Source organism: Bacillus sp. R45, assembly GCF_021729365.1.
GTDB classification, from domain to species: domain Bacteria; phylum Bacillota; class Bacilli; order Bacillales; family Bacillaceae; genus Bacillus; species Bacillus velezensis.
In genome coordinates this window covers 1,713,105-1,739,946 of record NZ_CP091421.1, presented here as the reverse complement: position 1 = coordinate 1,739,946, position 26,842 = coordinate 1,713,105, and the positions used below count along the sequence as shown (strand labels likewise).

The 26,842-nt window shown below is 50.2% G+C and carries 2 protein-coding genes; both read right to left on the bottom strand.

From position 1 onward, the window contains the following. Positions 1 to 4 precede the first annotated feature (4 nt). Complete coding sequence (locus tag L3V45_RS08500) at positions 5 to 16,306, bottom strand: non-ribosomal peptide synthetase (RefSeq protein ID WP_236837347.1); 16,302 nt, start codon at positions 16,304 to 16,306, stop codon at positions 5 to 7. After that, positions 16,296 to 26,840, bottom strand: a complete 10,545-nt coding sequence (locus L3V45_RS08495; protein WP_236837346.1) for a type I polyketide synthase — start codon at positions 26,838 to 26,840, stop codon at positions 16,296 to 16,298. Before L3V45_RS08495 ends, L3V45_RS08500 begins: the two co-directional genes overlap by 11 nt. Positions 26,841 to 26,842: the final 2 nt, after the last annotated feature.

The following is a 26,842-nucleotide window of genomic DNA, read 5'->3' as shown; positions in this document are numbered from 1 at the left end:
CTCCTTAACTCAATTGTTGTACATGTCTTGTTACTTTAGGCTGATAGCTTCGCAGTTTTTGCATCGCCGAGCCGTGATGTTCAGGGTATACTTCTATCATTTCTTCCGGTTTTTCCTCCGGCTCTTCCGCCTGTTTCATCATGACGAACTGATTCAATGGGCCGCCGAGCAATCGTTCAAGCGCCGCCATTGCTTCCGGCGCTTCAATTGATCCGACTCCCGCCTGTTTCATCCGTTCTTGATATTCGGCAGATGATACGATTCCGACACTGCCCCAGTAGCTCCAATTCATCACTGCCGCCGAATACGGCCGAACTTGAGCCAAATGAGCGGCAAAGGCATCTTTGAAACTGCACCCGGCAGCATAATTGCTTTGTCCGGCCGCTCGCGCAAATGATTGAACGGATGAGAAGAACAAAGCAAAGTCCAGCGGCTCATTTTGGAACACGCGGGCCATATTCACGCTGACATTGACTTTTGCAGCGAGCACGCTTCTCAAACGGCTTTCCGGCATATTCGCCAGGCTCTGATCCTCTAAAACAATTGCGGAATGGATGATTCCGTTAATTTGCGGGTGCGTGCGTTTGATCGTTTTATACGCCCGTGTGAGCTCATCCGGGTTTGCCGCGTCAGCTTCAATATAAATCGGCGCCGGCCCGAATTGGCTGAGTCTGTCGATTTTTTCCTGGATGGCGCTGTTATGTTTTCGTCTGCCGATCCAAACGACTCGCGCCTGATACGTTTTCACGGCATATTCGCTCCATGCCTCGCCGATGCCCCCCGCGCCGCCGATGACGACATAAACGCCGCCTTTTTGGTAAGCGGGCCGGCTTGACACCGGCTGCTGTACAGGGATGAGGCGCTGTTTGTACCAGTGATTGTTGCGGTACGCCCATGTATTGCCTTGCTCATCAAACGGCGCTGAGAACAGCTCCGCCTTTGAAACATCTTCCGGACATCCGGCATCAATCAGCCGTGTTTGCCAGTTCGGATACTCTTTTGCGAGCGAACCGATCAAACCGTGAATGCCTGCATGAGCCGGATCAATGATGTCCGCCGGCTGTACGGACTGTGTTTTTATTGTGACTGCAGTCAAGCTGATTCGCTTGCTTCCGTATCCTAAAGCAAGCATCGCCTTAATCACTCTGTACATCTGGATGACGCCCGCATCTTGAGCTTTCACCATGTCACCATCGCTGTGAAAAGGAGCGATCCATACGATATGCCCGAAAGACCCTCTTGCTTTCAGTTCAGCCGCAACAGCCTCTATTTCATCCTCCGGGTTGATATGAAGCCGTTTCGCAGAAGGATGATGCAATTGAAAAGCTTCGCTTTCCTCATCCCCTGCGATAAAGACAACCTCTTCCGTCTTATATGCCGGGCTTTGGTCACGGAATTCCGCAAGATCCCATACCGGAGCCAGAAGGTTTGCTCCATTTAATGATGTTTCCGGCGCCGGGCCTTCCATCATTCTGGAAGAAATCCCTTTAATCCTGACACAGACGCGGCCTGTCTCATCGCATAAGTCAATGTCCAGCCGCTGTATTTTTTCATCCGTTCCCCGGGAGCTGACATACGCCCACATGCTGGTCGTGCACGGGCTGAAAATGTCCAGTTCCTCAAGGGCGAACGGCAGTGACAGCTGGTTATCATCTGCATGCAGCTTCAGTCCGATTGTCGCTTGCAGAGCTGAATCAAGCATACACGGGTGAAGAACATATTGATCTGCCGTTTCTTCGAGGAAGGAAGGCAGACGGAGCTCAGCTAATGCTTGATTGCTTCCGATATGAATGTGCTGAATTCCTTGTTGTCCGGGACCGTAGTCAATGCCGATTTTGCTGAATAAGCCGTAACACTGTTCAGAAGTCAGCATACTGAGGCCGCATTGAGCTTTCAGTGCGCCTATATCACGGTGCGGAGCCTCCCCGGCGCCGAGAATGCCGGCAGCCCCCTGACAGTGTATCTGCCTGCCGCTTGCTTCTGTTTGTGAATCCGTGTAAATGTCATACACGATTTCACCGTTTTCCCTCGGGTTCAGGCTGATTTGCGCTTCAATCGGGCGGTTTCCCGCTTCGATCGGCCGAACCCAAACGATGTTTTTCAGACGGATGACAGACGGAACTTCCTTTTGCCCTTTGACTGCCTGAGCAACCGCCGCCCTGGCCATTTCCAAGTAGGCGACGCCCGGCATGACCGGCTTGCCTTTAATAAGATGATCGGTGAAAATCGTCTCTTGTCCCGTAAATTCGGATCGGTACCGCTGCTCTGTTAAATCCGATACATTCTCGTGAAGCAGCGGGTGCAGCACCCGCGCCGTCGGCACAGCTTGCGGTTTTTCTGCTTTCGGCCGGTTGTCCGTGATCCAGTACCGCTCTTTCGCAAACGGGTAAGCAGGAAGACTCATCCGTTGGGGCTTGATATCAGAATATAAGCCGTCCCATTTGATATCCGCGCCCTGCACCCATAATTCCGCAAGCTTGTCATTCTCTCGGCGGCTTATCAGCTCTTCGATATCCGCTTCGCCGTTTGCGCCTGCCAGAATGGATTTCAGCGGGGTTTTACCCGCTTTTCCTTTATAAATGCCCGCTTTGTCATAACGTCCTTTCGCACAGCTCTTTAGCTTGTCCCGCAGTTCTTCGGCCGAGGAAGCGATAATGGCCGCTCTTTCTTCCATCGCATCACGTCCCTGCTGAAGCGTGTAAGCAACATCGGCAAGATCCGCATCCGTAAAAGAAGCTTGCGCCAGCTGCTGCGCCTGTTCCTGCAGACGTTCTTCTTCTTTGGCCGACAGCACAAAGATTTGAGGGTGTGTGAAAACAGCTGTTTTTCTTTCTTCCTTCGGGATATATTCTTCAATGACGACATGGGCGTTTACGCCGCCGATGCCGAAAGAACTGATTCCCGCACGGCGCGGCAGATGTTTGCCGTTTTCGTCTTTCAATGCTGTCCATTCTCTTTTTTCCTGTACGATGTAAAACGGACTGTCTTTCAGTTTGATATACGGGTTGATGACCTCGCTGTGGAGGCTTTTTGCAAGTGTTTTATGCTTCATCTGCATCAGCACTTTGATCACACCCGCGACACCGGCTGCCAGTGACAGGTGGCCGATATTGGTTTTTGCCGATCCCAAACCGCAGTGACTCGCGTAAACGGCGGGATCGCCTGTTTTTTCGTACAGCTTTTGAAAGGCGGATTTCAGGCCGTTGATTTCGACCGGATCGCCAAGCTCCGTTCCGGTTCCGTGCGCTTCTATATAAGTGACGGTTCTCGGATCAATGCCTGCTTTGTCATAAGCCGTTCTGACGACTTCCGCCTGGGCTTTCGGGTTCGGTGTCGTCAAGGAGTTCGCGCGTCCGCCGTGGTTGACCGCGCTGCCTTTAATGACGCCGTAAATATGATCGCCCGATTTTTCCGCTTCTGACAGCTTTTTTAAAAACAGAATTCCGGCACCTTCACTGACGGCAAATCCGTCCGCCCTGTCGGAGAACGTTTTGCATTTCCCTTCTTTGCTCAGCGCACCCGCTTTGTCATAAGCGATGTGGCCTTGCGGTGTGACGACGGTATTCACGCCGCCAGCGATCGCCATCTCGCAGTTCCCGTTTTCAATGGCGCATACGGCGTGATGAATCGCGACCAGCGAGCTGGAACAAGCCGTGTCGATCGGTTCACTCGGCCCGTGCAGATTGAGCATATAGCTGACGCGGTTCGGCCCTGCTGACGGACTCATATTTGCGGCTGACGCACCGCCGATATCCAGGTCGGAAAACAGTGAGCCGTACCCGGTATTTCCCGTGCCGATATACAGGCCTGTTTTCGTGCCGGAAAGGCTTTTAGCGGAATATCCCGCATCTTCTATCGCCTTCCACGCATACATCATTAACAAGCGCTGCTGGGGATCCATCTGTTCGGCTTCCAGCGGTGAAATTCCGAAGAACAGCGGATCAAATTCCGCAACTCCGTCAATAAATCCGCCCCACTTTACATTTGTTTTGTTGGCTTCGTTAAGCGGGTCACCGTAATACTCCCGCCAGTCCCAACGATCCGCCGGCACCTCTGTTATACAATCTTTTCCCTCTTCTAAATTGCGCCAATACTCATCAATATTTGCGGCCTTCGGAAACACTCCGCTCATGCCGACAATGGCGATCGGTTCCGGTTTATGTTCAGCCGCAGTCTGAACAGGCTGTACGGCTGTTTTTGCAAATCGTTTGTTCCCTGCCAGTCTGATGCCGCCATCATCTGTTACACCGCTTTGCTTTTCTTCTTTCGGCTGTGTGCTGCCGGCAAATTGCGTTTGATAGTCTTCTGCTAAATGATGCGCCAAGGCTTGAATCGTCGCATATTCAAAAAATACGGTCGGTGTCAGATCAAGCTGATAAGTGTCATTCAGCTTGTTGGCGAATTCCGTCAGCGTAATGGAATCAAATCCGTATTGATTGAACTCCAATTCGATATCGATTTCTTCAATGTTTATTTTCAGAAGCCCGGAAACTTCTTTTGCCAGCAATTCCTGAAGTTTGGCCGTCAGGTCTTTCGGCGCAGGTGTTTCTTCCGTTTTCTTAACCGGTGCAAAAGCGGCTGGGGGAGTCTTTTGAAGCAGTTTTTCCCGCATTACGGCGCGGCTTCCTTCCATAACGAGCACGCTTGTTTTCCCCGTGCTCCATGCTTTGTAAAGAGCTTCTATTCCGGTTTCAGTGCGCATCGGCGTTACACCGGTTCTTTTTTCGGTGAGCTTCGCCATTTCTTCATTGACTTGCATTCCGCCGTCTTTCCAAAGCGGCCAATTGATTGACAATGTGTGACCGTGGCGGTACATTGCCGTAACCAGCGCGTTGCGGTATGCCGCATAGCTGTCCATAAATGCGTTTGCCGCCGCATAATCCGCCTGTCCCGCATTCCCGGTGACACCGGAAATGGATGAGAAAACGATGAAAAAGTCCAGCGCTAAATGCTCGGTTGCTTCATCAAGGTTGACAAATCCGTCCGTTTTAGGAGCCAATACACTGTAAAACTCTTCGGTTGTTTTCTTTGCGATATATTGATCTTTCATCACACCCGCGCTATGAATGATGCCGTGAAGGCCGCCATATTCCGTTTCAATTGTTTTGACCAGGTCTGCCGCAGTTAGAGCGTTTGTTACGTCAGCCTGTTTGTATTCCGCTTTTGCTCCGAGTGATTCAAGCGATTTCAGCTGCATCCGCTGATTCTCGCTTAATGCGGAACGGCCTGTCAAAACCAGCGTCGGCTCTTTGACTTTCCGGGCGATTTCTTTCGCGAAAATAAAGCCGAGGCCCCCGGCTCCTCCGGTAATGAGATAAATCCCTCCGTCGTTCCACGGAATGCGTATTTTGCCGCCGGACACGGCCGTTTCTTTGACATCTGCGCTGTATCGGATGCCGTTTTCATATTTGATATGGCTGTCATCAGCCCTTGTTTTATTTTCTCTGATGATGTCTGTGATTCTGCCGTTTTCCGCCGGTTCTATTTCAATCAGCTGGGTTTTCAGTTTTTTATGTTCCAGGCCGGCTGTTTTTAGCAGAGCTGAAATCCCTGAGAGCAGCTGATGCTTATCTGTTTTAGAGAGAACCGTCTGGATAAGGACGTCTCCTTCCGTCTCTTCCTTCAGCAGTTTTTGCAGCGTCTCCAATATCCGTCCTGTATAATCACGGAAGCGCGCCGCCGCTTTCCCGTGCGGGGAGGTCATTTCAATACATTCAGCTCCCGCGGCTTCAACCGCTTGTTTTAGTCCGGCGTCTGTGTCACAAAGCATTACGATATGCCGGGCAAAAACCGGTTCCGTTTGAGCAGCAGTTTCATCGCTTCGTGTCCATACCGGCTCAAGCATGAGCGTTTCCGGAGCTTTTTCTTTTTTCTCAGGTTCTTTTTCAGCCGTTCTGAATGACAAACCTTTCAGCCTTACGCAAACCTTGCCATTTTCATCACAAATATCAAGATCGCGTTTTTCAACATGTCCGGCTTTGTGGTCTTCAGAAAGTCTGGCGTAAACCCACATCTCGGCAGCGCATGCGCTGAATACTTCAAGCTCCTGAACCGCAAACGGAAGCATCAGTTGTTCATCATTTGTTCCGGTTAATATGCTTGATGCCTGCAATGCAGAGTCCATTAAGCCCGGATGCATGACATACTCCTGTACCGTGTCCGCACAAGCCGCATCAAGAGACAGTCTGCCCAATACGAAATCATCACCTGTATAAATCGCTTTGACACCCCGGAAAGCCGGGCCGTAATCAAAACCGATTTTGCGGTACATATCGTACACTTCATCTGCAGAAAACGGTGTCTCGGCGGATTGTGATCTCAGTTTTTGGAGATCAATGACCGGAGCCTTTGCGTCAGGGCGGACTGATACTGCCCCTTGGCTGTAAACGGACGGCTGATCTGTTTCCCGGCCGCAGTAAATGTCGAATTGAACGTCATTTGCCGTTTCGGGAATGAGACGGGTGTTGACATGAACCGGCTCGTCTTCAATGGTAATCGGCCGCACCCAAACCGTATTCTTAAGCTTGACGCTTCCTTGTCCGGCCGGAACTTCAGATGCCTGTTCCATTGCTGCGCGCGCCATTTCAAGATGTGCCACACCCGGTAAAATCGGCACGCCTTTTACAACATGATCCGCAAGGTAAAATTCTTCTCCTGTATAGATTGAGCTGAACCGCTGTTCTGCAAGGTTTGAAGTATTTCTGTGCAGAAGCGGATGAAGCGCGTCTTGTTTTCCGGCAGATACAGTGCTTGTTTTTTCGTGTTTTCCGGTGTGTTTCGCCGCCCAATAGCGGTCTTTTGCAAAAGGATACGACGGCAGGCTCATGCGTTTAGGCGGCCGGTCTCCATACAGCTTCGCCCAATCGACGTTCAGCCCTTTGACCCATAATTCAAGCAGCTTCGCGTATTTGCCGCGTGCCATCCATTTTTCAACGGCTTCTTGAATTTCTTCATCTTCCGTCAGCATTTGCAGCGTGCCTTTGTCTATTCTTCCTCTGTACAAATCCGCATGCTTATCTCCAGTGATAAACTGTGACAGTTTTTCCTGCAGTTCTTCTGCGGATCCGGCAATAACCGCCAGGCGTTCTTCCATGGCGTCCCTTCCGATTTGGAGAGTATATGCCATAGAAACGAGGCTGGAATGATCGTACCGTTTTTCAGTAAGCGCACGTTTCAGCTGTTTTGCCTGCTCTTTCAGGCGTTTTTCATTTTTGGCGGACAGAACGAAAAGACATGGGTCGATATGAGAATCATCTGCTTCCTCTCTGTCTTCTGGAATGTATTCTTCAATGACGACGTGGGCATTTACGCCTCCGATGCCGAATGAGCTGATGCCCGCGCGGCGCGGCTGTTCGTTTCCGCGTTCGTCCGTCTGCGTCTTCCATTCCATCGTCTCCCGCACCAGATAAAACGGGCTGTTTTCAAGCTGAATGTACGGATTTACCGTCTCACAGTGGAGACTTTTGACTAATGTGCGATGCTTCATCTGCAGCAAAATTTTAATAATGCCCGCTGCTCCCGCGGCAAGGGATAAATGGCCGATATTCGTTTTGACCGACCCTAAGCCGCAATAGCCGGCCGCTTTCTCTTTTCCGTCTGCAAACGAGCTGAACGCTTGTTTCAGGCCGTTAATTTCAACGGGATCTCCCAGTTCTGTTCCGGTGCCGTGCGCTTCGATATAAGAGACTGTTTTCGGATCAATGCCCGCTTTTTTGTATGCGGCTTTAATAACTTCCGCCTGTTGTTTCGGGTTAGGCGTTGTTAAAGATGCCGCACGGCCGCCGTGATTCACCGCGCTTCCTTTAATGACGCCGTAAATATGGTCCCCATCCGCCTCAGCGGCTTTCAGCTTTTTAAGGAAAAAGAGTCCGGCTCCTTCACCATGGGCAAAACCGTCAGCCTGATCGGAGAACGTTTTGCATCTTCCTTCTTTACTCAGCGCGCCCGCTTTGTCAAAGCTGATATACACATCCGGAAGAACAATCGTATTGATTCCTCCCGCCAAAGCCATGTCGCACGTCCCTTCTTCAATTGAAGAAACGGCATGGTGTATGGCAACGAGTGAGCTTGAGCAGGCGGTATCAATCGGCTCGCTCGGCCCGTGCAGATTGAGCGTATAGCTGACACGGTTCGGTCCGACAGACGGACTTGTATTCGCCGCGGATGACCCTTCAATCGCCGCATCGGCATTGGCTAAAAGAGAACCGTAGCCGGTGTTTCCGGTCCCGATAAACACACCTGTCTTTGTGCCTGAGAGACTCTTTGACGCATATCCGGCATCTTCAATCGCTTTCCACGCATACGTCAGCAAGAGGCGCTGCTGAGGGTCCATTTGCTCCGCTTCCCGCGGTGAAATCCCGAAAAACAACGGATCAAATTCAGCAATTCCGTCAATAAACCCGCCTTGGTTGACGTTTGTTTTATTGGCTTCTTTTGCGGGATCCCCGTAATAGTCCCGCCAGTCCCAGCGGTCTTTCGGAATCTCGGTCATGCAGTCTTTGCCTTCTTTCAGGTTCTGCCAGAAAGCTTCAATGTCTTCTGCCATCGGGAAAATCCCGCTGATGCCTACGATTGCGATCGGTTCCGGCCCTTGGTCCCGCTGCACTGTCTGCGGAAGTGTCTCAGGCAGAGTGCGGCGTCGCTTAACGGCCGGGCGCGTAATTTGAGTCTCTTTTACCGGTCTTGCCGATTGAATCGTTTTTGTATTTACCGCAAACCGTCCGGCAAATTCCTCTTCGTATTCACTGATTAAATGAACGGCAAATTCATGGATTGTCGGATGATCAAAGAAAATCGTCGGCGTTAACGTAAGCCGGTACGTTTTGTTTAACTGGTTCGTAAACTCAGTCATCGAGATAGAATCCAGCCCGTATTTTGTCATTTCTTCATGAGGATCAATTCTGTCAATGTTTACTTTTAACAGCGAGGCCGTCTGCTGTTTTAACAGATGCTTCACTTTTTCAAGCAGGCTGTCAGCATCAATGTCATGACGTACGCCGATCTCTGCTTCCGGATGATCATTCTCTTTGCGGAACCGTTTTGCTTTCATGTGTTTCACATCTCCTTCAAAAACCGTCATCCGGGCTGTCCCGCTCATCAAGCCTTGATATAAAGCCTTGATGCCGGCATCTGTGCTGAGCGGTGCGATTCCCGCCTGCTGCATCAGCATATCTTCCGTCTGCTTTCCTGCCTGCATTCCGCCTTCTTTCCATAACGGCCAGCTGACAGAAAGCGTCTTTCCGTATCTTTGTCCTGCGGCTTGTAAAGAACGGCGGTACTCGGCATACATCTCCATAAAAACATTTGCAGACGCATAATCAGCCTGGCCGACGCTTCCAAGCACACCTGATAAGGATGAGAAGACAATAAAGACATCTAATTTCTCATGTTGTGACGCTTCATCAAGATACACAAGGCCCTTCACTTTCGGAGCGAGAACGTGTTGGAATTCCTCTGCCGTCTTCTTCACCATGTAGTTGTCTTTTATAATGCCGGCACTGTGAACAATCCCGTCCAGCTTGCCGTGCCGTTTACGGATATTGCGGATCAATCGGTATACTTCTGCTTCGTCCGTGACATCGGTCTGCTCGTAGAAAACAGAAGCGCCGGCAGCACGTACTGTTTCCAGCATGTCTTTCTGCTTTTCTCCGAGAGCGGACCGGCCGGTTAGTATGATGACGGCGTCTTTTGTACGGTTTGCGATCTCTTTTGCAAAAATCAGACCTAAACCTCCGGCACCTCCTGTACTGAGATAAACGCCTTCGTCTTTCCACGGAATGTCCGGCTCCGCTTGAGAAATATCCATCTCTTCCCAATCAGCGGCAAAGCGCTTGCCGTTTTCATATTTCACATGGACGCTTTCGGCATGCATACGGTTTTCCGCCGCTTTTTCCGCGATGCCTTCAGCACTTTCTTTCTCCTCGGCTTCGATCATTTGACAGATCAGCTTGGAATGTTCAAGACATGCGGTTTTGAAGAGGCCGGTAATGCCTGAGAACACCTGCTGTAAGCCTGCTGACCGCGTAACAGCCTGAAAAAGAACGCGGCCCTTCGGCTTGCTTTTCATTATGGTTTTGATATGGCCAAACAGCTGACCCGCATAAGAATGATACCGCTCTGCAATAGATGCGGGACGATCGTCCAGGATAATGACGCGTGCATGTTCAAGCTTTGCTTCGACAGCTTGTTTAACGGCTTCATCGTACTCACAAAGGAAAATGATATGCTCTTCATACGAAGGCGCGTGATCGGCCGGTGCCGGCTGCTCTTTCCAGACCGGTTCAGCGAACAATGTGTCCGTACGGCTGACCGAAACGCCGGCACCCGCGTTTTCTTCCATGATCCGCGTTGAGAAACCTCTCATCCGCACACAAAGCCCGCCGTTACTGTCATATAAATCAATATCGGCTTTTTGGATAGGATCGCCGGCTTTATTGTTCGCACTGAATGTGACGTGCACCCACATATCATCAGCGCACGGATTCAGAACGTCCAGCTCCTCTAAAGCAAACGGCAATGCGGCTTTGAATGGTTCCCCGCTTTCTGCCAGCAGCGCTCTCGTCACGTTTTGCAAATATTCGGCGGCCTGAAGCGCACCGTCCATCATACTCGGATGAAGGATATAATCAGCTTTCGTATGGGAGACGGATTCAGGAAGCTTCAATTTAGCAAGCAGCCGGTCTTCGCCTTTGTATACAAGCTGGACACCTTTGTAGCCCGGCCCGTAATCAGCTCCGATCATTCCTTTGTAAAACGCTTGAGATTCGATTGTTCCCTGCGTGCACCGGCGCTTCAGCTGCTCAATATCCGCCGCTTCCTCCGGTTCCTTCCGGATGATTTCAGCGATGCCCTGATTATAAAGAGGAGCTTCTTCACCGATAGAATCGTTACCGCCGTACATTCTGTATTGAATCTGTCCGTCCTCTTCTTCATAAAGTCCGATATGGACACGGACAGCGTCCTGATCGACTATCACCGGGCGGACCCATACGATATTCTTTAAGCGCAGGCCGAGAGAATCCTCTGTTGCCCCGCCGATGCTTTTCTCCGCCGCGGCCCGTGCCATCTCAAGGGTGACGGCAGCCGGCACGATCGCCATTCCTTTAATGATATGCTCGGCAATAAAATACTCTTTTCCCGTAAATTCCGAACTGAACCGCTGCTCCTGCAAGACGGATGTATTCTGATGTACCAGCGGATGCAAAAACTTCGCATCTGTTTGCTTCACAGTTTCTTCCGGCCAGAAGCGCTCCTCTGCGAACGGGTAGGTCGGCGCACTGATTCTTCGCGGCGCGGAATCCTGATACAATAAGCCCCAATCAACACGCGCTCCTTCAATCCAGAGCGCCGCAAGTGCTTTCAGCTTTTCATCACGTGTCTGACATGCCGCAAGCTCTTCCATCTCCTGAGCCGACACTTCTCTGCTTCTCACTTTTTCGCCCCGTAAGATGTTTTGGTCATTGCCGTTGATGAAATCCTGCAGCTGACGCTTCAGATCGTGACGATCATGACTGATAAAAACGGCTCTCTCTTCCATCGCTTCACGTCCGGTCTGATACGTAAATGCCAGATCATGCAAGGAAACATCGTTTTCGGCTTCATCCAGAAAGCCGGATAAACAAGTTGCGTAGGCAGTAAGACGCTGCTTATTTCTCGCTGACAGCGGAACGATATAAGGCGGCTGTCCGTCATTTAATCCGCTGATCGTTTTGTTTTCATACTGTTCAAAAATGGCGTGTGCGTTTGTTCCTCCGAGTCCGAATGAGCTTAACGCTGCCCGGTGCGGCGTCTCTCTCTCCGGAAGCAGTTTTCTCTTATCCGCCACATAAAACGGCGAACCGCTGAATTTGATATTCGGGTTCGGTGACGTGTAATTAATGGTAGGCGCCAGCTCCCGATGATATAAACTCATGGCGACTTTGATGCACCCGGCCAGACCTGCTGCTGTATCCAAATGTCCGATATTCGTTTTTACGGAGCCGATTCCGCAATACTGCTCCCGGTCCGTGTAACGTTTATACACTTGCTGCAGCGCGGACATTTCAATCGGATCACCCAATGTCGTTCCTGTGCCGTGCGCTTCGATATAGGAAATCGTCTCCGGGTGAATATTCGTGCTGTCTAAAACATGCTGGATGACGTCAGTCTGACCTTTTACACTCGGTGCGTAAAAACCGACTTTATCCGCTCCGTCATTGTTCAGACCGATGCCTCTGAGCATGGCGTATATGTGATCTCCGTCCTGAACGGCTTTCGACGCCTTTTTCAGCAGAATGACGGCAGCTCCTTCTCCGCCCGCCATACCGTCGGCTGAAGCGTCAAATGCCTTGACATGCCCGTCGCTTGAAAAATTCAATCCGTTTTGGTGCACATAGCCGATGCTTGTCGCTGCATGCAGCGTTGCTCCGCCGACGAGCGCGTATTCCGATTCTCCGCTCGTGATGCTTTTATAGGCTGAATAAAGACCGACTAATGATGATGAGCAATTGGAATGAACGAAATAGCTTGGCCCTTTTAATCCGAGCTTATGGGAAACCATCGTCGGAATCGTGCCGCTCTGCGCTAACACCCATGACACATAGCCGTCGGGAGATTCATGGCCTTCTGTCGTTTTTTCCGGTAAAAGCGACCGATACGAATTATTGCTTGCCGACATATATACGCTTGTCTTCGGAATCTCTTTGGATACATATCCCGCGTCCTCGACGGCTTTCCAAGAATGTAGCAGCAGAAGCCGAAGCTGAGGATCCATAAATTCTGCGTCTTTCGGAGAAATGTGAAAGAACTCAGGGTCAAAGAGATCTTTTCCTTCTATCGTCGATAATGCCGGCACATAGTCGGGATTTTCGATCAAATCTTCAGGCACGCCGGCTTCCCGAAGTTCTTCTTCCGAGTAGAACCGGACGCTTTCCTTTCCTTCTCTTAACTGCTTCCAAAACTCATGATGATTTTTCGCGCCGGGGAACTGGCAGGAAATCCCCACTATCGCCACACTGTCGTCAAAGTAAGACGGCACCCCGTTTTGCGGTGTTTGTTCTCTTTCTCTCTCATCTTGGCCGGATGCCTCTGATTCAGCCGCCTGTTTAGTTTCAACAATAAATCGGCTGATCGCCTGAATGGTAGAGTGTTCGAATAAATCCGTGACGGTAAAATCGCATTCCAGCTCCTGTTTAATGCGTTCTGCCGCCGCAACAGCCAAAAGCGAGTCGCCTCCCACATCGAAAAAGCCGTCTTCGGTTTTGATGCCCGCCGTATTCAGCAGGTCTTCCCATATTGCGGTCACTTTCGCTTCCGCTTCTGATAACGGCAGTCTGCCCGTCTTTTCAGACCGGTGAACAATTACCTTGCGCTGTTTTAGGTCTTTGCGGTTCACTTTTCCGCTCGGTGTTAACGGCAGCGCATCCAGACGGATAAAATGGGCAGGCGCCATATAATCCGGCAGACTCGATAAAAGATGGTTGCGGAGCGCTTTTTCATCTGCCGTATGACCGGAACGGGCCGTATAATAAGCAATCAGCTTTTTATGTCCGTTCTTTTCCTGAACAACAACCGCCTGATCAAGAATGTCCGGATGTTCGTTCAATTTCGTTTCAATCGCTCCCAATTCGATGCGGAAGCCGCGAATTTTCACCTGACTGTCAATCCGGCCGGCATATTCTATATTTCCGTCAGGCAGCCATCTGGCCAAATCACCTGTCTTGTAAAGCTTTTCTCCTTCACTAAACGGATTATCAATAAATGATGCCGCCGTCAGCTCAGGCTGATTGTAATAGCCTCTGGCCAGACCGGCGCCGGCCACGCAAAGCTCGCCGGCCACACCGTCAGGGACGGGGCTGAGCTTTTCATCGACGATATAAAGCCGCGTATTGTGAATCGGTTTCCCGATCGGCGTATTCCTGCTTGTGATTTCCTTTTGGCCGCAGCTGTAGTAAGCGGCATAAATAGATGTTTCCGTCGGGCCGTATATGTTTTCAATTCTGGCATGTTTGAAGATGGAAACGGCCTTTTTGACTAAATCTTTCGGAAATGCCTCACCGGCCACCATCACATATTTCACAGGGCCGTCTTCTGTAAATGCCGTATGCCGCTTTACCGTTTCCAGAAATACATTAAACACGGCGGGAGCAAAATTCAGATGCGTGACCTGGTGGGTTTGGATGTATTCCATGCAAAGCTGCGGGTTTTTTTCTGCACCAGGCGGCAAAATGACAAGCCGTCCGTTTCCGATAAACCAGCCGAATAATTCAGAAATCGAAACGTCAAATACGTAATTCGTTTTTAACAAATAGGCATCCTCTTGTGCGACCGGATACTCAGCTTCCAAAAACTGCAGCGTATTCATGATGGCCCTGTGCTCAACCATGACGCCTTTCGGTTTTCCCGTGCTTCCGGACGTATATAGAATATAAGCGAGATGATGCGGTTTTGAACACGGCGTCAGTTTTGCCCCGCTGACAGAACGTCCGCTCTTTTCAATTTCCACCGTGCTCACACCGCCGACGGCCAACTGTTCAATCATGCCGCGCGTATTTGCTTGCGTTAATACGATTGAAACGCCGCTGTCAGTCAACACGTGCGCCATCCGTTCGTTTGGAAAAGCCGGGTCCAGCGGCACATACGCGCCTCCCGCTTTTAAAATGGCGAGGATGCCGATGACCATCTCAAAAGAACGCTCCGTACAAATGCCGACCGGGCATTCCGGTGTGACGCCCTTTTCTTGCAGGTACACGGCGAGCGCCGTGCTTCGTTCATCTAATTCACGATATGTAAGACTGCTTTCACCGAATGTGACGGCTTCTCTGTCAGGGTGGCGTCCGGCTTTTTCCGCAAACACTTCATGAATGCAGCGCTCATTCGGCTGATGGGATGAACGGCTTGCTTCACGTTTTTGATTGAGCAGGCCGGAACAGGCTTCAAAAGTGATCTCCGGATCAGAAAGCACCTTTTTTGCCAGTTTCATATAATGCTCCGCCATCCGTTCGATGAAAGAAGGGCTGTAGACATCCGGGTTGTACAGAAATTGCAGGACGGTTCCCGTTTCTTTTTTATAGACTTCAAGCGCAAGCTCAAATTCGCCTTCCTGATGAATGTCTTCTATCATTTCAATGCCGAGTGATTGATATAGTTCCGCCAGCTTTTCCGCTCCTTCTGTCCGGAAGAAGTTTTGATAGAAAAACGCGGTTTGAAAAACAGGCGAAACCGCAGGCGAGCGTTCCGTCTTCAATTCTTTGACAAGCGCGGGAAACGGATACGCGGCATGGTCCAGCCCTTCTGCCAGTGTCAGCTGCAGCTCCTTCAAAAACGCCGTAAAGGATTTGGCGCCCGTCGCCCTGCTTCTGACCGCGATCATATTAATAAAGTATCCGATGACAGACTCAAATTGAGCCTCAGAGCGCCCCATCGTCGGCATGCCGACGATGACATCTTCCTGATTCGTATATTGATAGAGCAGTCCTTTGAAAATAGCGAGATACACAACGGATTCATTGACATTATGTTTTTGGGCGCACACTTTAATCTGCCGGTTCAGTTCATCAGGAAGCAAGCGCTGATACGCCTGCCCTTTGCAAGTTTGAACCGATGATCTCGGATAATCCGACGGAAGCTCAAGCACCGGCAGCGGTCCTTCCAGCTGCTTTTTCCAATAAGAGAGATGCGTTTTTCCCGCTTCGCTTTCCAGCAGCTCTTTTTCCCATTTCACAAAGTCATGATAATCTGCGGCCTGCTGAACCATGACAGGTTCTTTGCCTTCACTTGCTTTTACATAAGCGTCCAGCAGCGCCGACATAAACGTCATAAGAGAGACGCCGTCAAAAATAATATGGTGAATGGTGATTAACACAATCGGCTCCCGCTTCGCCCGCCGGAATACATGAACACGCAGGAGCGGCCCGGTTTCAAGCGCGAACGGTTCTTTTGCTTTTTCTTTAATAAACGAAAGAGCGTCACGCCCGCTTAATTCAGAAAGATCCATTTCTTCAATCGGAAAATGCCGATCCGTATCTTCTATCTGATACGGAAGGCCGTTTTCCTCTTTTATTACACTGGTCAAAATAGGGTGCTGGCGCTGCACGGACAAAAGGGCGTTTTTGAATGTCTCGATATCCAGCTTTTGAAAACGAAAGCATAACGGAATGTTATATGCGCTCATCTCCGGAAACATTTTCTGAAGCATCCACAAACCTTTCTGGCCTTCAGAAAGCGGACGTTTTGCAGTTGTCCGCTTGAAAGGCTGAAGCTTTTGTTCTACTTCAGCGATGGTGAGCGTTCCTGATCTGTAGGCATCGAGAAGTTCTTTATGATTCATAAGTCTTACTCCCTTCTATGATGTCTTGCACTCTTTTAAAATCTAATGTCCCCTCAGAGACCTGTTTCATCATGGCGATGATCTCCTGATCCGTGTACTCCTTGTTATCCGGAGCGGCGGCTTTTGTTTCAGTTTCTTCCGTTCGGTAAAACGTTTCGATCGTTTCTTTGTGTTCTGTCAGGTAATAGCTGATGACGTCTCCGAGCGTGGCATAGCTGTAAAATAACGCCGGAGTGACTTCAATGCCGTAATGACTCGACAAAAGAGCGGCAAATTTGGCTAAATAGATGGAATCAAATCCGAATTCCGCCCAGTTTTTATGCAGGACGAGTTTATCTTTAGATATTTTCAGCAGACTGTGTATCAGCTCTTTCAAATCCGCTTCGAGCCGTTTTTCCGTGCTTTCTTCCGGGATGCGGCGGCTCACGGTTTCCAAAAGCGCATCCGGTTTTGATGAATCGTCCCGCCGTATGCCTAAAAATCGTTCGGCGCGGCTTCTTTTGCCGGCAATGACAAGGCACTGGGTGTTGTCTTGAGAAATGATGCGCTCAAACAGCTCAATGCCTTCATCTGTTTCTAACAGGCGCTGTCCGCTTGATTGCAGGTACATGCCCGTCGTCTCTTCACCGCCGACGGCCATTCCGCCGTTTTTCCAGACCGGCCAGTTTATGACAAAAGCGTTTCCGCTTTCGGATTGTTCGTTTTTATAGCGGGCATACGCCATTTGGAACCTGTTCGCGACCGCGTAATCACAGCAGCCGAAATCTCCTAAAACAGCAGATGTGGATGAAAAGTAGCAGATGAAATCAGGCGTTTCGTTTTTCAGCCACTCGTCAAGAAGCAGGCTCCCGTTTATTTTCGGTTCAAGCGTACTGCGGAAATTCCTGATTTCATTTTCAAAGACGGATGTTCTGCTTTCGATGCCCGCCGCATGAATGACGCCGTGAATAGCTCCGAATCGTTCTTTCGCGCGCTTGATGCAGTCGCCCATTCCGATCGGATCACAAACATCGGCTTCGGCGTAAAGAACACCCGCGCCGAGATTTTCCAGGTCTTTCATTTTTTCTTTCTTTTCTTCATTGATCGGCGACCGCCCCGTGAGAATGACATTTGCCTGGTAGTTCCGGGCGAGATGGCGGGCAAATAAGTAGCCGAGCCCTCCTAATCCGCCTGTAATGAGATATGTTCCGCCGGTTCTGATCCTGCCGTTTTCTTTCGTTAGTCCGGTTGGTTCGGTGTGATAGACATATCGTTTTCCCTCTTCCAAGAAAACGGTATGGTCTGTTTCAGCTTTCAGCTCGTCCCAAATGGTTCTCATCCAGTCCGTTATGGCCGCGCCGGCTTTTCGGAAGTGGCCGGTAACACTTGTTTTCGGAAGAACAATGCCGAGCGAACGCTCAAAGCCGATCCATGATTCCAAGTAGCACCTTTCCAGACCGGATGCATATTCCCCCGCCAATAACAGCCTTTCCGGCTGCAGACCGGTCTCAGCCATTGCTTTGAGAATATGGACAATACATGAATAATCTTCGATGCAGCTTTTATCTTCAAGCGCCCATAAATACAAAATGGCAGAAGCTTCACCGTACTCTTTTTGAATATCCGCAAAAGCGTTCACATATGATTGCGGATCTTCCCGCACCACTTGGCAGCGGCCGGCGGACAAGGCCTCATACCGGTCTCCCTGAGCGATAAAAATAACGTCAATGTCACTGTCATACGATTTGATCACAGAGACGGCTTCCTGCTGCTTCTTCTGATCAGTTAAGAAAGAAATCACCGTTTTGACTTGCTTTTCTCCGGCAGCCGGCAGAGCCTGTTCTTTAAGAACTTCTCTAAAAGCCATTACTTCAAACTGCTCCGCCGGATCACTTTCATCAGCCGGCGCCTTAACGGGCGCGGCCTTGCTTTGTACAGGCTGCTGATGCCAGAAGCGTTCTTTCGCAAACGGATAAGCAGGCAGGCTGATGCGGGCCGGAGGACGGTCTCCGTATAATTTCGCCCAATTGATGTCCAATCCTTTTACCCAAAGCTCAAGCAGCTTAGAATATTTCCGTTTGCTGATCCAAGCGTCTATGATGGTTTCCATGTCATCATCGGCCGCAAATACGGCAAGCATCCGTTTGTTTTCTTCCGTGCCGTCACGGTGCAGTCCGGCGCTGTTTTGTCCGGCGATAAATCCGTTCAGTTTTTCCTCAAGTTCATGAAGTGAATGGACGATAAAACCGAGACGCTCTTCCATCGGCACCCGGCCAGTCTGGAGAGTAAAGGCTATGCTCATAAGATCGCGGCCGCTGTATCTTTTTTCACGGATGGCGTCTCTGAGCTGTTTTGCTTTTTCAGTGAGCCGTTCGCTGTTTTTCGCGGACAGGACGATGATGGCGGGCTGATCTGCCGGCGTCTCATCAGGCTCTTTGTCTGCCGTATATTCTTCTATGATGAGGTGGGCGTTTGCTCCTCCTGCGCCGAAGCTGCTTAACCCCGCCCTTCTCGGAAGCTCTTTGCCGCCAATGACGGGACGTTTCCACTCACCGAGCTCCTGCTGAACGGCAAACGGCGTATACGCGAAATCAATATTTGGGTTCAGCTGTTCCGCGTGCAGGGACGGCGCAATTTGGCGGTCTTTGAGCTGGAATAATATTTTTGTCAGACCCGCAATGCCCGCTGCGCTTTCGCAATGGCCGATATTTGATTTTGCTGAGCCGATGGCGCAAAACTGTTTGTCTGTTGTATCCTCTTCAAATGCTTTCGTTAATCCGGCGATTTCAATCGGATCCCCTAATGCGGTCCCCGTGCCGTGGGCTTCAATATAACTGACGGTGCGCGCCGGGACGTTTGCCCTTTCGAAAGCTTCTTTTATTAAGGCGGCCTGCGCATTCGGATTCGGAACGGTGTATCCGTTCGTTTTGCCTCCGCTGTTAATAGCGCTTCCTTTAATCACACCGTAAATGTGATCGTTGTCGGCAATCGCTTGCTCCAACGGCTTTAATACGACCGCGCCCACCCCTTCTCCGTCTACAAAACCGTCCGCGCGGTCTCCGAACGATTTGCACGTGTCGCTTGCGGAAAGCATGTTCATGACTGACAGATTCATATAATGAATCGGGTCGGTCACTATGTTTACGCCCCCGGCAATCGCGCATTCGCTTGAACCGCTGTATATGCTCTCAAGCGCCAGATGAATGGCTGTCAAAGAAGAGGAGCAGGCTGTATCAACGGCAATGCTCGGCCCTTGGAAATCAAAAAGGTAAGATACCCTGTTGGCAATGGACCAGTAGCCGTAGCCTGTCGGGTAGTTTTTGTTCATCGCACCGGCAAAAACACCAATTTTTCTGCTTTGGCACAGGTTGTCAGGCGTATAGCCGGCATCCTCGATACTCGCATACGCCGTTTCTAAAAATAATCGCTCCTGCGGGTCCATTCGCTCCGCTTCCAAAGGAGAAATCTGAAAGAACAGCGGATCAAACTTGTCCATATCCTCAATGAAGCCGCCCCATTTCGTATAAATAGAGCCTTCTTTACCTTTCTCTTCATCATAGTAATCCTGCCAGTTCCAGCGTTCCTGCGGAATTTCTTCTATGCAGTTTTTTCCTTTTTTAATATTGGCCCAAAGCTCAGCCGCTGTTTTTGCCTGCGGGTAGCGTCCTGAAACACCGATGATGGCCACGTCGCGAACCGAACTTTGCCGGACGGTCTCTCTGGCTGCCCGCTTTTCCCTCCGCCGCCAGTCAGTGCGAAGCGGCTTGGCCGGCTGTACAGCCTGCGGTTCTGGTGATGCCTTCCGTTCTTCCTGAACAGGCGTTTGTCCCGTCAGTTTGATCATCGCGTCTTTTTTCGTTTTGATTAAGTGAGCGACGAGCGCTTCGATCGTCTGATATTCAAAAAATAAAGTGCTGCTGACTTGGTCCAATACATTTCGTAACGCGTTTGTCAGCTGTACGACGACGATAGAATCAATTCCGTATTTTTCAAGCGGCGCTTTCGGATCAATTTGAGCCGGCGGAATTTTTAACGTTTCTCCGATTAACGTTTTCAAGTACTCGGTGCTTTTTTCTGTTAAAGACGTGTCGCCTTTTTGCACCGTTGTTTGCGGCGCTTTAAATTCCGGCGCTTGTGCTGCTTTTGGCGGAGCGGTCCGTTTTCCGGCCCCTGCTTTAAGCGTTTTTTGGCGGACAACGCCGTTGCTTTTTGCCGCTATAATCTGATGGCTTAATTCATGTGCCGCTTCTGCCGGGAAGAAGACAGAATGCCAGCCTTCACTTTCTAACACGCGCTTCCAGCTTTCCGGATACAAGCCCGGGCACCCCGGAATACGAAGGGCAGAATCTTCATGCAGCCACCAGCCTTCAAGCAGTCCGAAAGTAATATGCGGGAACAGGCTGTTTCCCGCCATTTCATTTAAGAGCAGCAAACCGTTGTCTTTTAAAACGGCTTTAGCGTTTCTCAGCGTCTGGCGGATGTCTTTCGTCGCGTGGAGCACATTGGCGGCAACGACGATGTCGTATGCGCCCGGCTCTATGTCCTGGCCGGCAAGCGGCGCTTCTGCGTTAAAAAGCTTATACGTCAGATAAGGATTCCGTTTGCCGTATTCCGTCTCCGCATGCACGAGAAAAGCTTTCGATACATCGGTGTAACAGTATTCTTTTATATGGTTTTGATACGGCCTAAGCTTTTCAAATATGCCTGCGCTTGTGCCGCCTGTGCCCGCTCCGATTTCCAGTATGCGGATCTCGGCTTTTGAATGTTTGCTGATGTTTTCTTTCACATAAGCCGTTAATGTATCTGACAGGGCGCTGTTAAAGTAATCCGCGACTTGATTGTGCTTATAAATTCCTTCAACAAGTTCCATTGAAGAGTGCGGGAACATGATGTCAGTCGCCGGCACGTCTTCGCGCAGAATGTCCGGCAGTGCTTTAAGCATCGTCTCGGCTAAAACAGTCATCGCTTTTGTATCGGCGTTATTGAGCCATTCCTCTTTTTCCTGCTCCCATTTTTGCCATAGCGAGGCGGTTGTGTCTTCGGCACGGGCCGACAGTTTATATGAATCCGCATTCCCTTCCAGATAACCATGTTCCAGAAGGAAAGCGATTGTTTGATTGAGCCATTTTTTAAAATATTCGTGTTCGGGCTCATACGCTTTAAGGCTTTGCGGCGCCAGCAAGTCTGCTTCTTTAAGCTGGGCGATCAAAAGCTGATACAGAAAATCATCGAGCTTTTGATGTTCAGCCTCTTTTACAAGACGTGCGCCGGGCGGAGCGGCCTTCAGCTGTTGTGAAGAGACAAGCGGCTGAGACGGATAAACGGAAATTTTTTCTATTTCACTCATCCCTTCGACTGCGACCGGTTTTGTCGTATGAATGAAAGCCGCTTGATCAACCGGCAGCGTCATAAGGGTTTCAAGCGCCTCCATCGCAGCGTCCGGTTCGATCAATCCCAATCCGATCTGATCCATCAGCTGAATAAAATCGCCGTCTTCAGCCGCTTCGCTGTTGCCCCAATAGCCCCAATTCATGACTTTGACCGGACAATTCCACGTCTGATCAAGTTCTTTCGCAAATGCGTCACTGAAAGCGCATCCTGCGGCATAGTGGCTTTGTTTCACGTTATGGATAAATGCCACAAGCGAGGAGAAGAAGAGCGCAAAGTCAAGCGGCTCCCGTCCAAATACCTCCGCCATGGACACACTGACATCGGCTTTTGCCCGCAGCACCGATTTGAACTCTTCTGTCTTCATATTATTTAAGCTTTGCTCAGACAGATCCATTGCCGAGTGGATGATTCCGTTCATTTTTGTGTGACGCTCTTTTATGAACTGATAAGCCCGCTCTAAGGAAGCACTGTCAGCGGCATCGGCGGAAACATATTCAGGCGCCGGGCCGAATGCGCTGAGCCGGTCGAGTTTCGCCTGTATGGAATCATTCAGTGTGCTTCTTCCGATCCAAATGATATGTGCTTTGTAGTGACGGATCATGTATTCACTCCATGCCTCGCCAAGATATCCGGCGCCTCCGATCACGGCATAAACCCCGCCTGTTTGGTACAGCGTGCCGTTTTTCGGCATATTGTCAAGCGGTATCAGCTGACGCTCAAACAGCTGCTGATTGCGGTACGCCCAAATTTGACCGTTTTTTCCGGCAGAAAGACTGAGCGCCTCTTTGACCGGCCAGCTGCCGTCCGTTTCCGTGTCAATCATGCGGATATTCCAATGCGGATATTCTTTCGCCATTGTTCCGGCAAGCCCGCTGACTGCGGCCTGTGACGGGTCGGCGCTGTCTTGATCGGAAAACGGCTGGGCATTTGCTGTGACGATGCACCAGTCCAAATGTTTTTCTCCGTACCCCAAGGCAAGTAATGCTTTCATCAGCTTGAACACATGAAGAACGTTTCTTTCCTGTTCCTTGAGGCTGCAAGCACTCTCAGCCTGCGGAGCAAGCCAAATGATTTGCTCCAGTTCTTTTTGTCCTTCAAGCATGTGCGTAAGAGATGTGATATCATCCGTACCTCTGATCGGATAATAGGAAGCGTTCGGCAGATGTTCTTTTATGCGCGTATGCGTTCTGTCAGTTTCACCGAAAACCGCAGTCTGCTTTTCCGCTGTTTTTGCTTTCTTTGTTTTTTCAAGTGCAACGGGCTCCCATGCCGGAATCAGCATCGTATGGCCGACAGGCGCCTCCGGGGTTTCTCCGCCCGCTGTTTGGCCTGTGTCAAGCGCCCGGACGGACGCGCCTTTCATCCGGACATAAACCGTACCGGCATCATCGCACATATCAATGTCAAATTTTCTTACGTTGTCATCTGCTTTGCTGCCTTCTGTGTACCGGATATATGACCAGATATGTTCAGGACACGGCCCGAACACTTCCACTTCCTGCATCGCAAACGGCAGAGAAAGCTCGTGGCTGTCTGCATCGTCATGTATTGAGCGGACAAGCAGACCGACGGAGGCGTGAAAAGCGGCGTCCATCATACTCGGGTGAAGCGTATACTGTTCTTTATTGTCATGTACGGCAGCCGGGAGTGAAATACGGGCCAATAATCGGTCTTCTCCGATCAGCAATTGCTGTACGCCTCTGTATGCCTCTCCGTAATCCAGACCGATCTTCTCAAAAGCACCGTAACATTCTTCCGCAGTCACGGTCCCTGAATTGCAGGAAGCTTTGACAGACTCGATATCAATCTGGGCGCTTCCCGGTTCGGTAATGACCGCTTCACCCTGGCTGTGAATAACCGGATCTTCACCGTTTTCTGCCTCACTGTATATTTCATAGGTAATCTCACCATTATCTTCTGGGTAAAGGGCAATATGTATTTCCTTCGGTTTGTCTTCAATCATGACCGGCCGGACCCAAACAACCTGCCTGAGTGTGACGCTATGGCCTTTTTCCGTCACGGCAGCAGCCTTTTTGACCGCCTCTCTGGCCATTTCCAAATAGGCGACACCCGGCAATATTTTTTGCCCGTTGACGACATGGTCAGATAGGAAAAATTCATCTCCAGTAAAAAGAGACGTGAAGCGCTGCTGCGAAAAATCTGACGTATTTTCTTGTAAAAGCGGATGCAGCACTGTGCCTGACGGGCTTTTCTCCTGTTTTTTCTGCTGCGGAATCCAATAGCGTTCTTTTGCAAATGGATACGTCGGAACGCTTGTTTTACGCGGTTTACCCGAAGCGTACAGCTTATTCCAATCTATTATTTTCCCTTCTGCCCATAACTCGGCAAGCCGTATCGGATCATCCGTCTCGGGAGCGGTTTCGCTCAGTTCCGGCAGCTCGGCTTGTCCGCGCCAAAGACCGGGGATGTTTTCGTTTCCTTTTACGAAATCATTCAGCTTTTCTTTCAAGTCGCGGGTGTCATTTACAAGAAAGACAGCTCTCTCCTCCATTGCTTCACGTCCTGTCTGAAGTGTATAAGCCAGTTCAGACAGCACCGTCTTTTCTGAAAGCGATCGGGCTAGTTTTTCCGCATAGGCCAGAAGCCTGTCTTTATTTCTTGCTGACAGCGGGATGAGTTTTGCTGCATTGTTCTCAGGTGCAGGCGCTTTTTGTTCAGGCTGAATGTATTCTTCTAAAATGATATGGGCGTTCGAGCCTGATGCACCGAAGGAACTGAGTCCGGCCCGGCGCGGATAATGTGTGACTTTTCCGTTTTCTTCGGCTGCCGGCTGCTTCCACGGAGCAGTCTGCTGCTGTACGTAAAAAGGAGATCCCTCAAATTTCAGGTAAGGATTTAATTCCGCAGAATGCAGTGATTTGACAAGCGTTTTGTGATGAAGCTGCAGCGCCGCTTTTGTTAACCCGCTGATCCCCGCCGCTGATTCTGCGTGACCGATATTTGATTTGACCGAACCGATGGAACAAAATTGCTGATCCTGCGTCCCTTGGCTGAACGCTTTTGACAGACCTTCAATTTCAATCGGGTCTCCTAACGAAGTACCCGTGCCATGGGCTTCCACATAACTGACGGTCCGCGGGCTGATACCTGCTTTTTTCAGACAGGCCTTAATGACTTCTGCCTGTGCAGCAGGACTCGGGACGGTAATTCCGCTTACTTTCCCGACGTGGTTAACGGCGCTTCCTTTAATGACCGCGTAAATGCGGTCGCCGTCTTGTTCGGCTTTTTCCAGCGGCTTGAGCAAGACCGCACCGACTCCTTCTCCGGAAACGTAGCCGTCCCCGCCCTCGCCGAATGTGCGGCAGCGGCCGTCACTTGAGTGCATCCCTACGCTTCCGTAGCTGAGATATTTCGCCGGGTGCAGCGACAAGTTCACCCCTCCCGCAAGCGCGGCTTCACATTCGCCGCGGCGGATGCTTTCAATGGCCAGATGAACGGCGGTCAATGATGAGGAACAAACGGTATCCACCGCGATGCTCGGCCCGTGGAAGTCACAATAATAGGACACTCTGTTGGCGATCTGCGCATAATTCAGTGAAACCGGAAAAGGATCAGCTTCAGATAATTGTTCTGCGCCGATTAAGGAATAATCTTTATGCATCACCCCTGCAAATACGCCGATCGGATGCTGTTTCTCCCCTTTATTCCCCAGCGTTTCAGGCGTATACCCCGCATCTTCAATCGTTTCCCAGCATGTTTCTAAAAACAGGCGCTCCTGCGGATCCATCGTTTCCGCCTCACGCGGTGAGATTCTGAAAAACTGCGGATCGAAACAGTCGGCATCGTCAATGAAACCGCCCCATTTTGATACTGTTTTTCCAGACGGGGACGTTACGTTTTGATATGTTTTCCAATCCCATCGGGACTTCGGAACTTCAGTGATGCAATCGGTGCCTGCCTTAAGGTTTTCCCAAAACTCCGCCACACTTTTCGCTTTCGGATAGCGGCCGGCCATTCCGATAATCGCGATGTCTCCGGTGTTTTTATGATGTTCTGGCGCGTCCGGCGCTTCAGCTTCAGATCGTGATGATTCGGCCGCACGTTCCTCCGCATATTCAAATGAACCAGTCTTTTTCAGAAAGGCTGCGAGTTCTTTTATATTTGTATATTCAAAGAGAAGAGTGGGCGCGAGGTCCGCACCCGTCTTTTTACTGATATCCTGTACAATCTCAAGCAAAGAAGATGAATTCAGTCCAAGCTCGTAGTAGCCTGCAAGAACGTCCAGCGTCTCCCAAGGCTGCCCAAGCTTATCAGCCAAAAGCTTCTTTAAAAACAGAATGATGTCTTTTTCATCTGCGCTTTCCGGCTCAGCTGCAGCCTGTTGATTCTGTTCGGCTGTATTCGCGTCTTCTTCGAGCCGAACCGCTTTTCCCGTAATGTTTTTAAGCTCCGCCACCTTTTGTCCGGATCGGCTGAAGTACTCGATCGTCATCGTTGTGAGTTCTTTTTCCTGACGGACGACGGAAGCGGCGATACGCGCCGTGCACTCTGATTGAAGCCTGTCAGCGGCCGTGAACGATTCATAATATAAAGGCAGGTGAAGCCGGTTTGTTTCTGAAAGCAAACCACTCCCCCCGATTCCGCTCGCATCCAAAAGGGCCGGATGGAATAAAAAGAAATCTTTTCCTTCTTCGCAAGAAAGCTCAGCCAGCATGCCGCTTTCTGTTTCGTACAATTGTCCATTTGATTTCATCATGCCGGAATGAACCAAGTCATGATCCAGACAGCGGTTATACATATCATCAAGATTCAGAGACCTGGCTGACTGCTTCACATCGCTGAAATCAATGATTTCGTCAAATGTGACAGCGTCTCTTTTCACCATTTCAGCCGTCGCATATTGTATATTGTCTGACAGCTCGTCACCTTGCTGTTTCTGCCCTGAAAGGGAGATGAGCCACTTTCCATCTCCGCTATCAGAACATTGAATGGTCAGAATGATTGCAACCGTTTCACTGACGGTTAAAGGCTGATAAATCGTAACGTGCTTCAATTCAAGCTCATTGTATACATAACCGTGTTCCTGAAAAACCTGATAAATCAAATCGATATAAGCAAGACCGGGCAATACCGCTTCACCAAAGACCATATGGCCCTTCATGATGGGATGATCCAGTGAGATATTGATTTTTTCCGATATCATTC

Coding starts and splice junctions, on each gene's coding strand:
- L3V45_RS08495 (WP_236837346.1), bottom strand. CDS start 26,840: ATGATATCGGAAAAAATCAATATCTCACTGGATCATCCCATCATGAAG.
- L3V45_RS08500 (WP_236837347.1), bottom strand. CDS start 16,306: ATGAATCATAAAGAACTTCTCGATGCCTACAGATCAGGAACGCTCACC.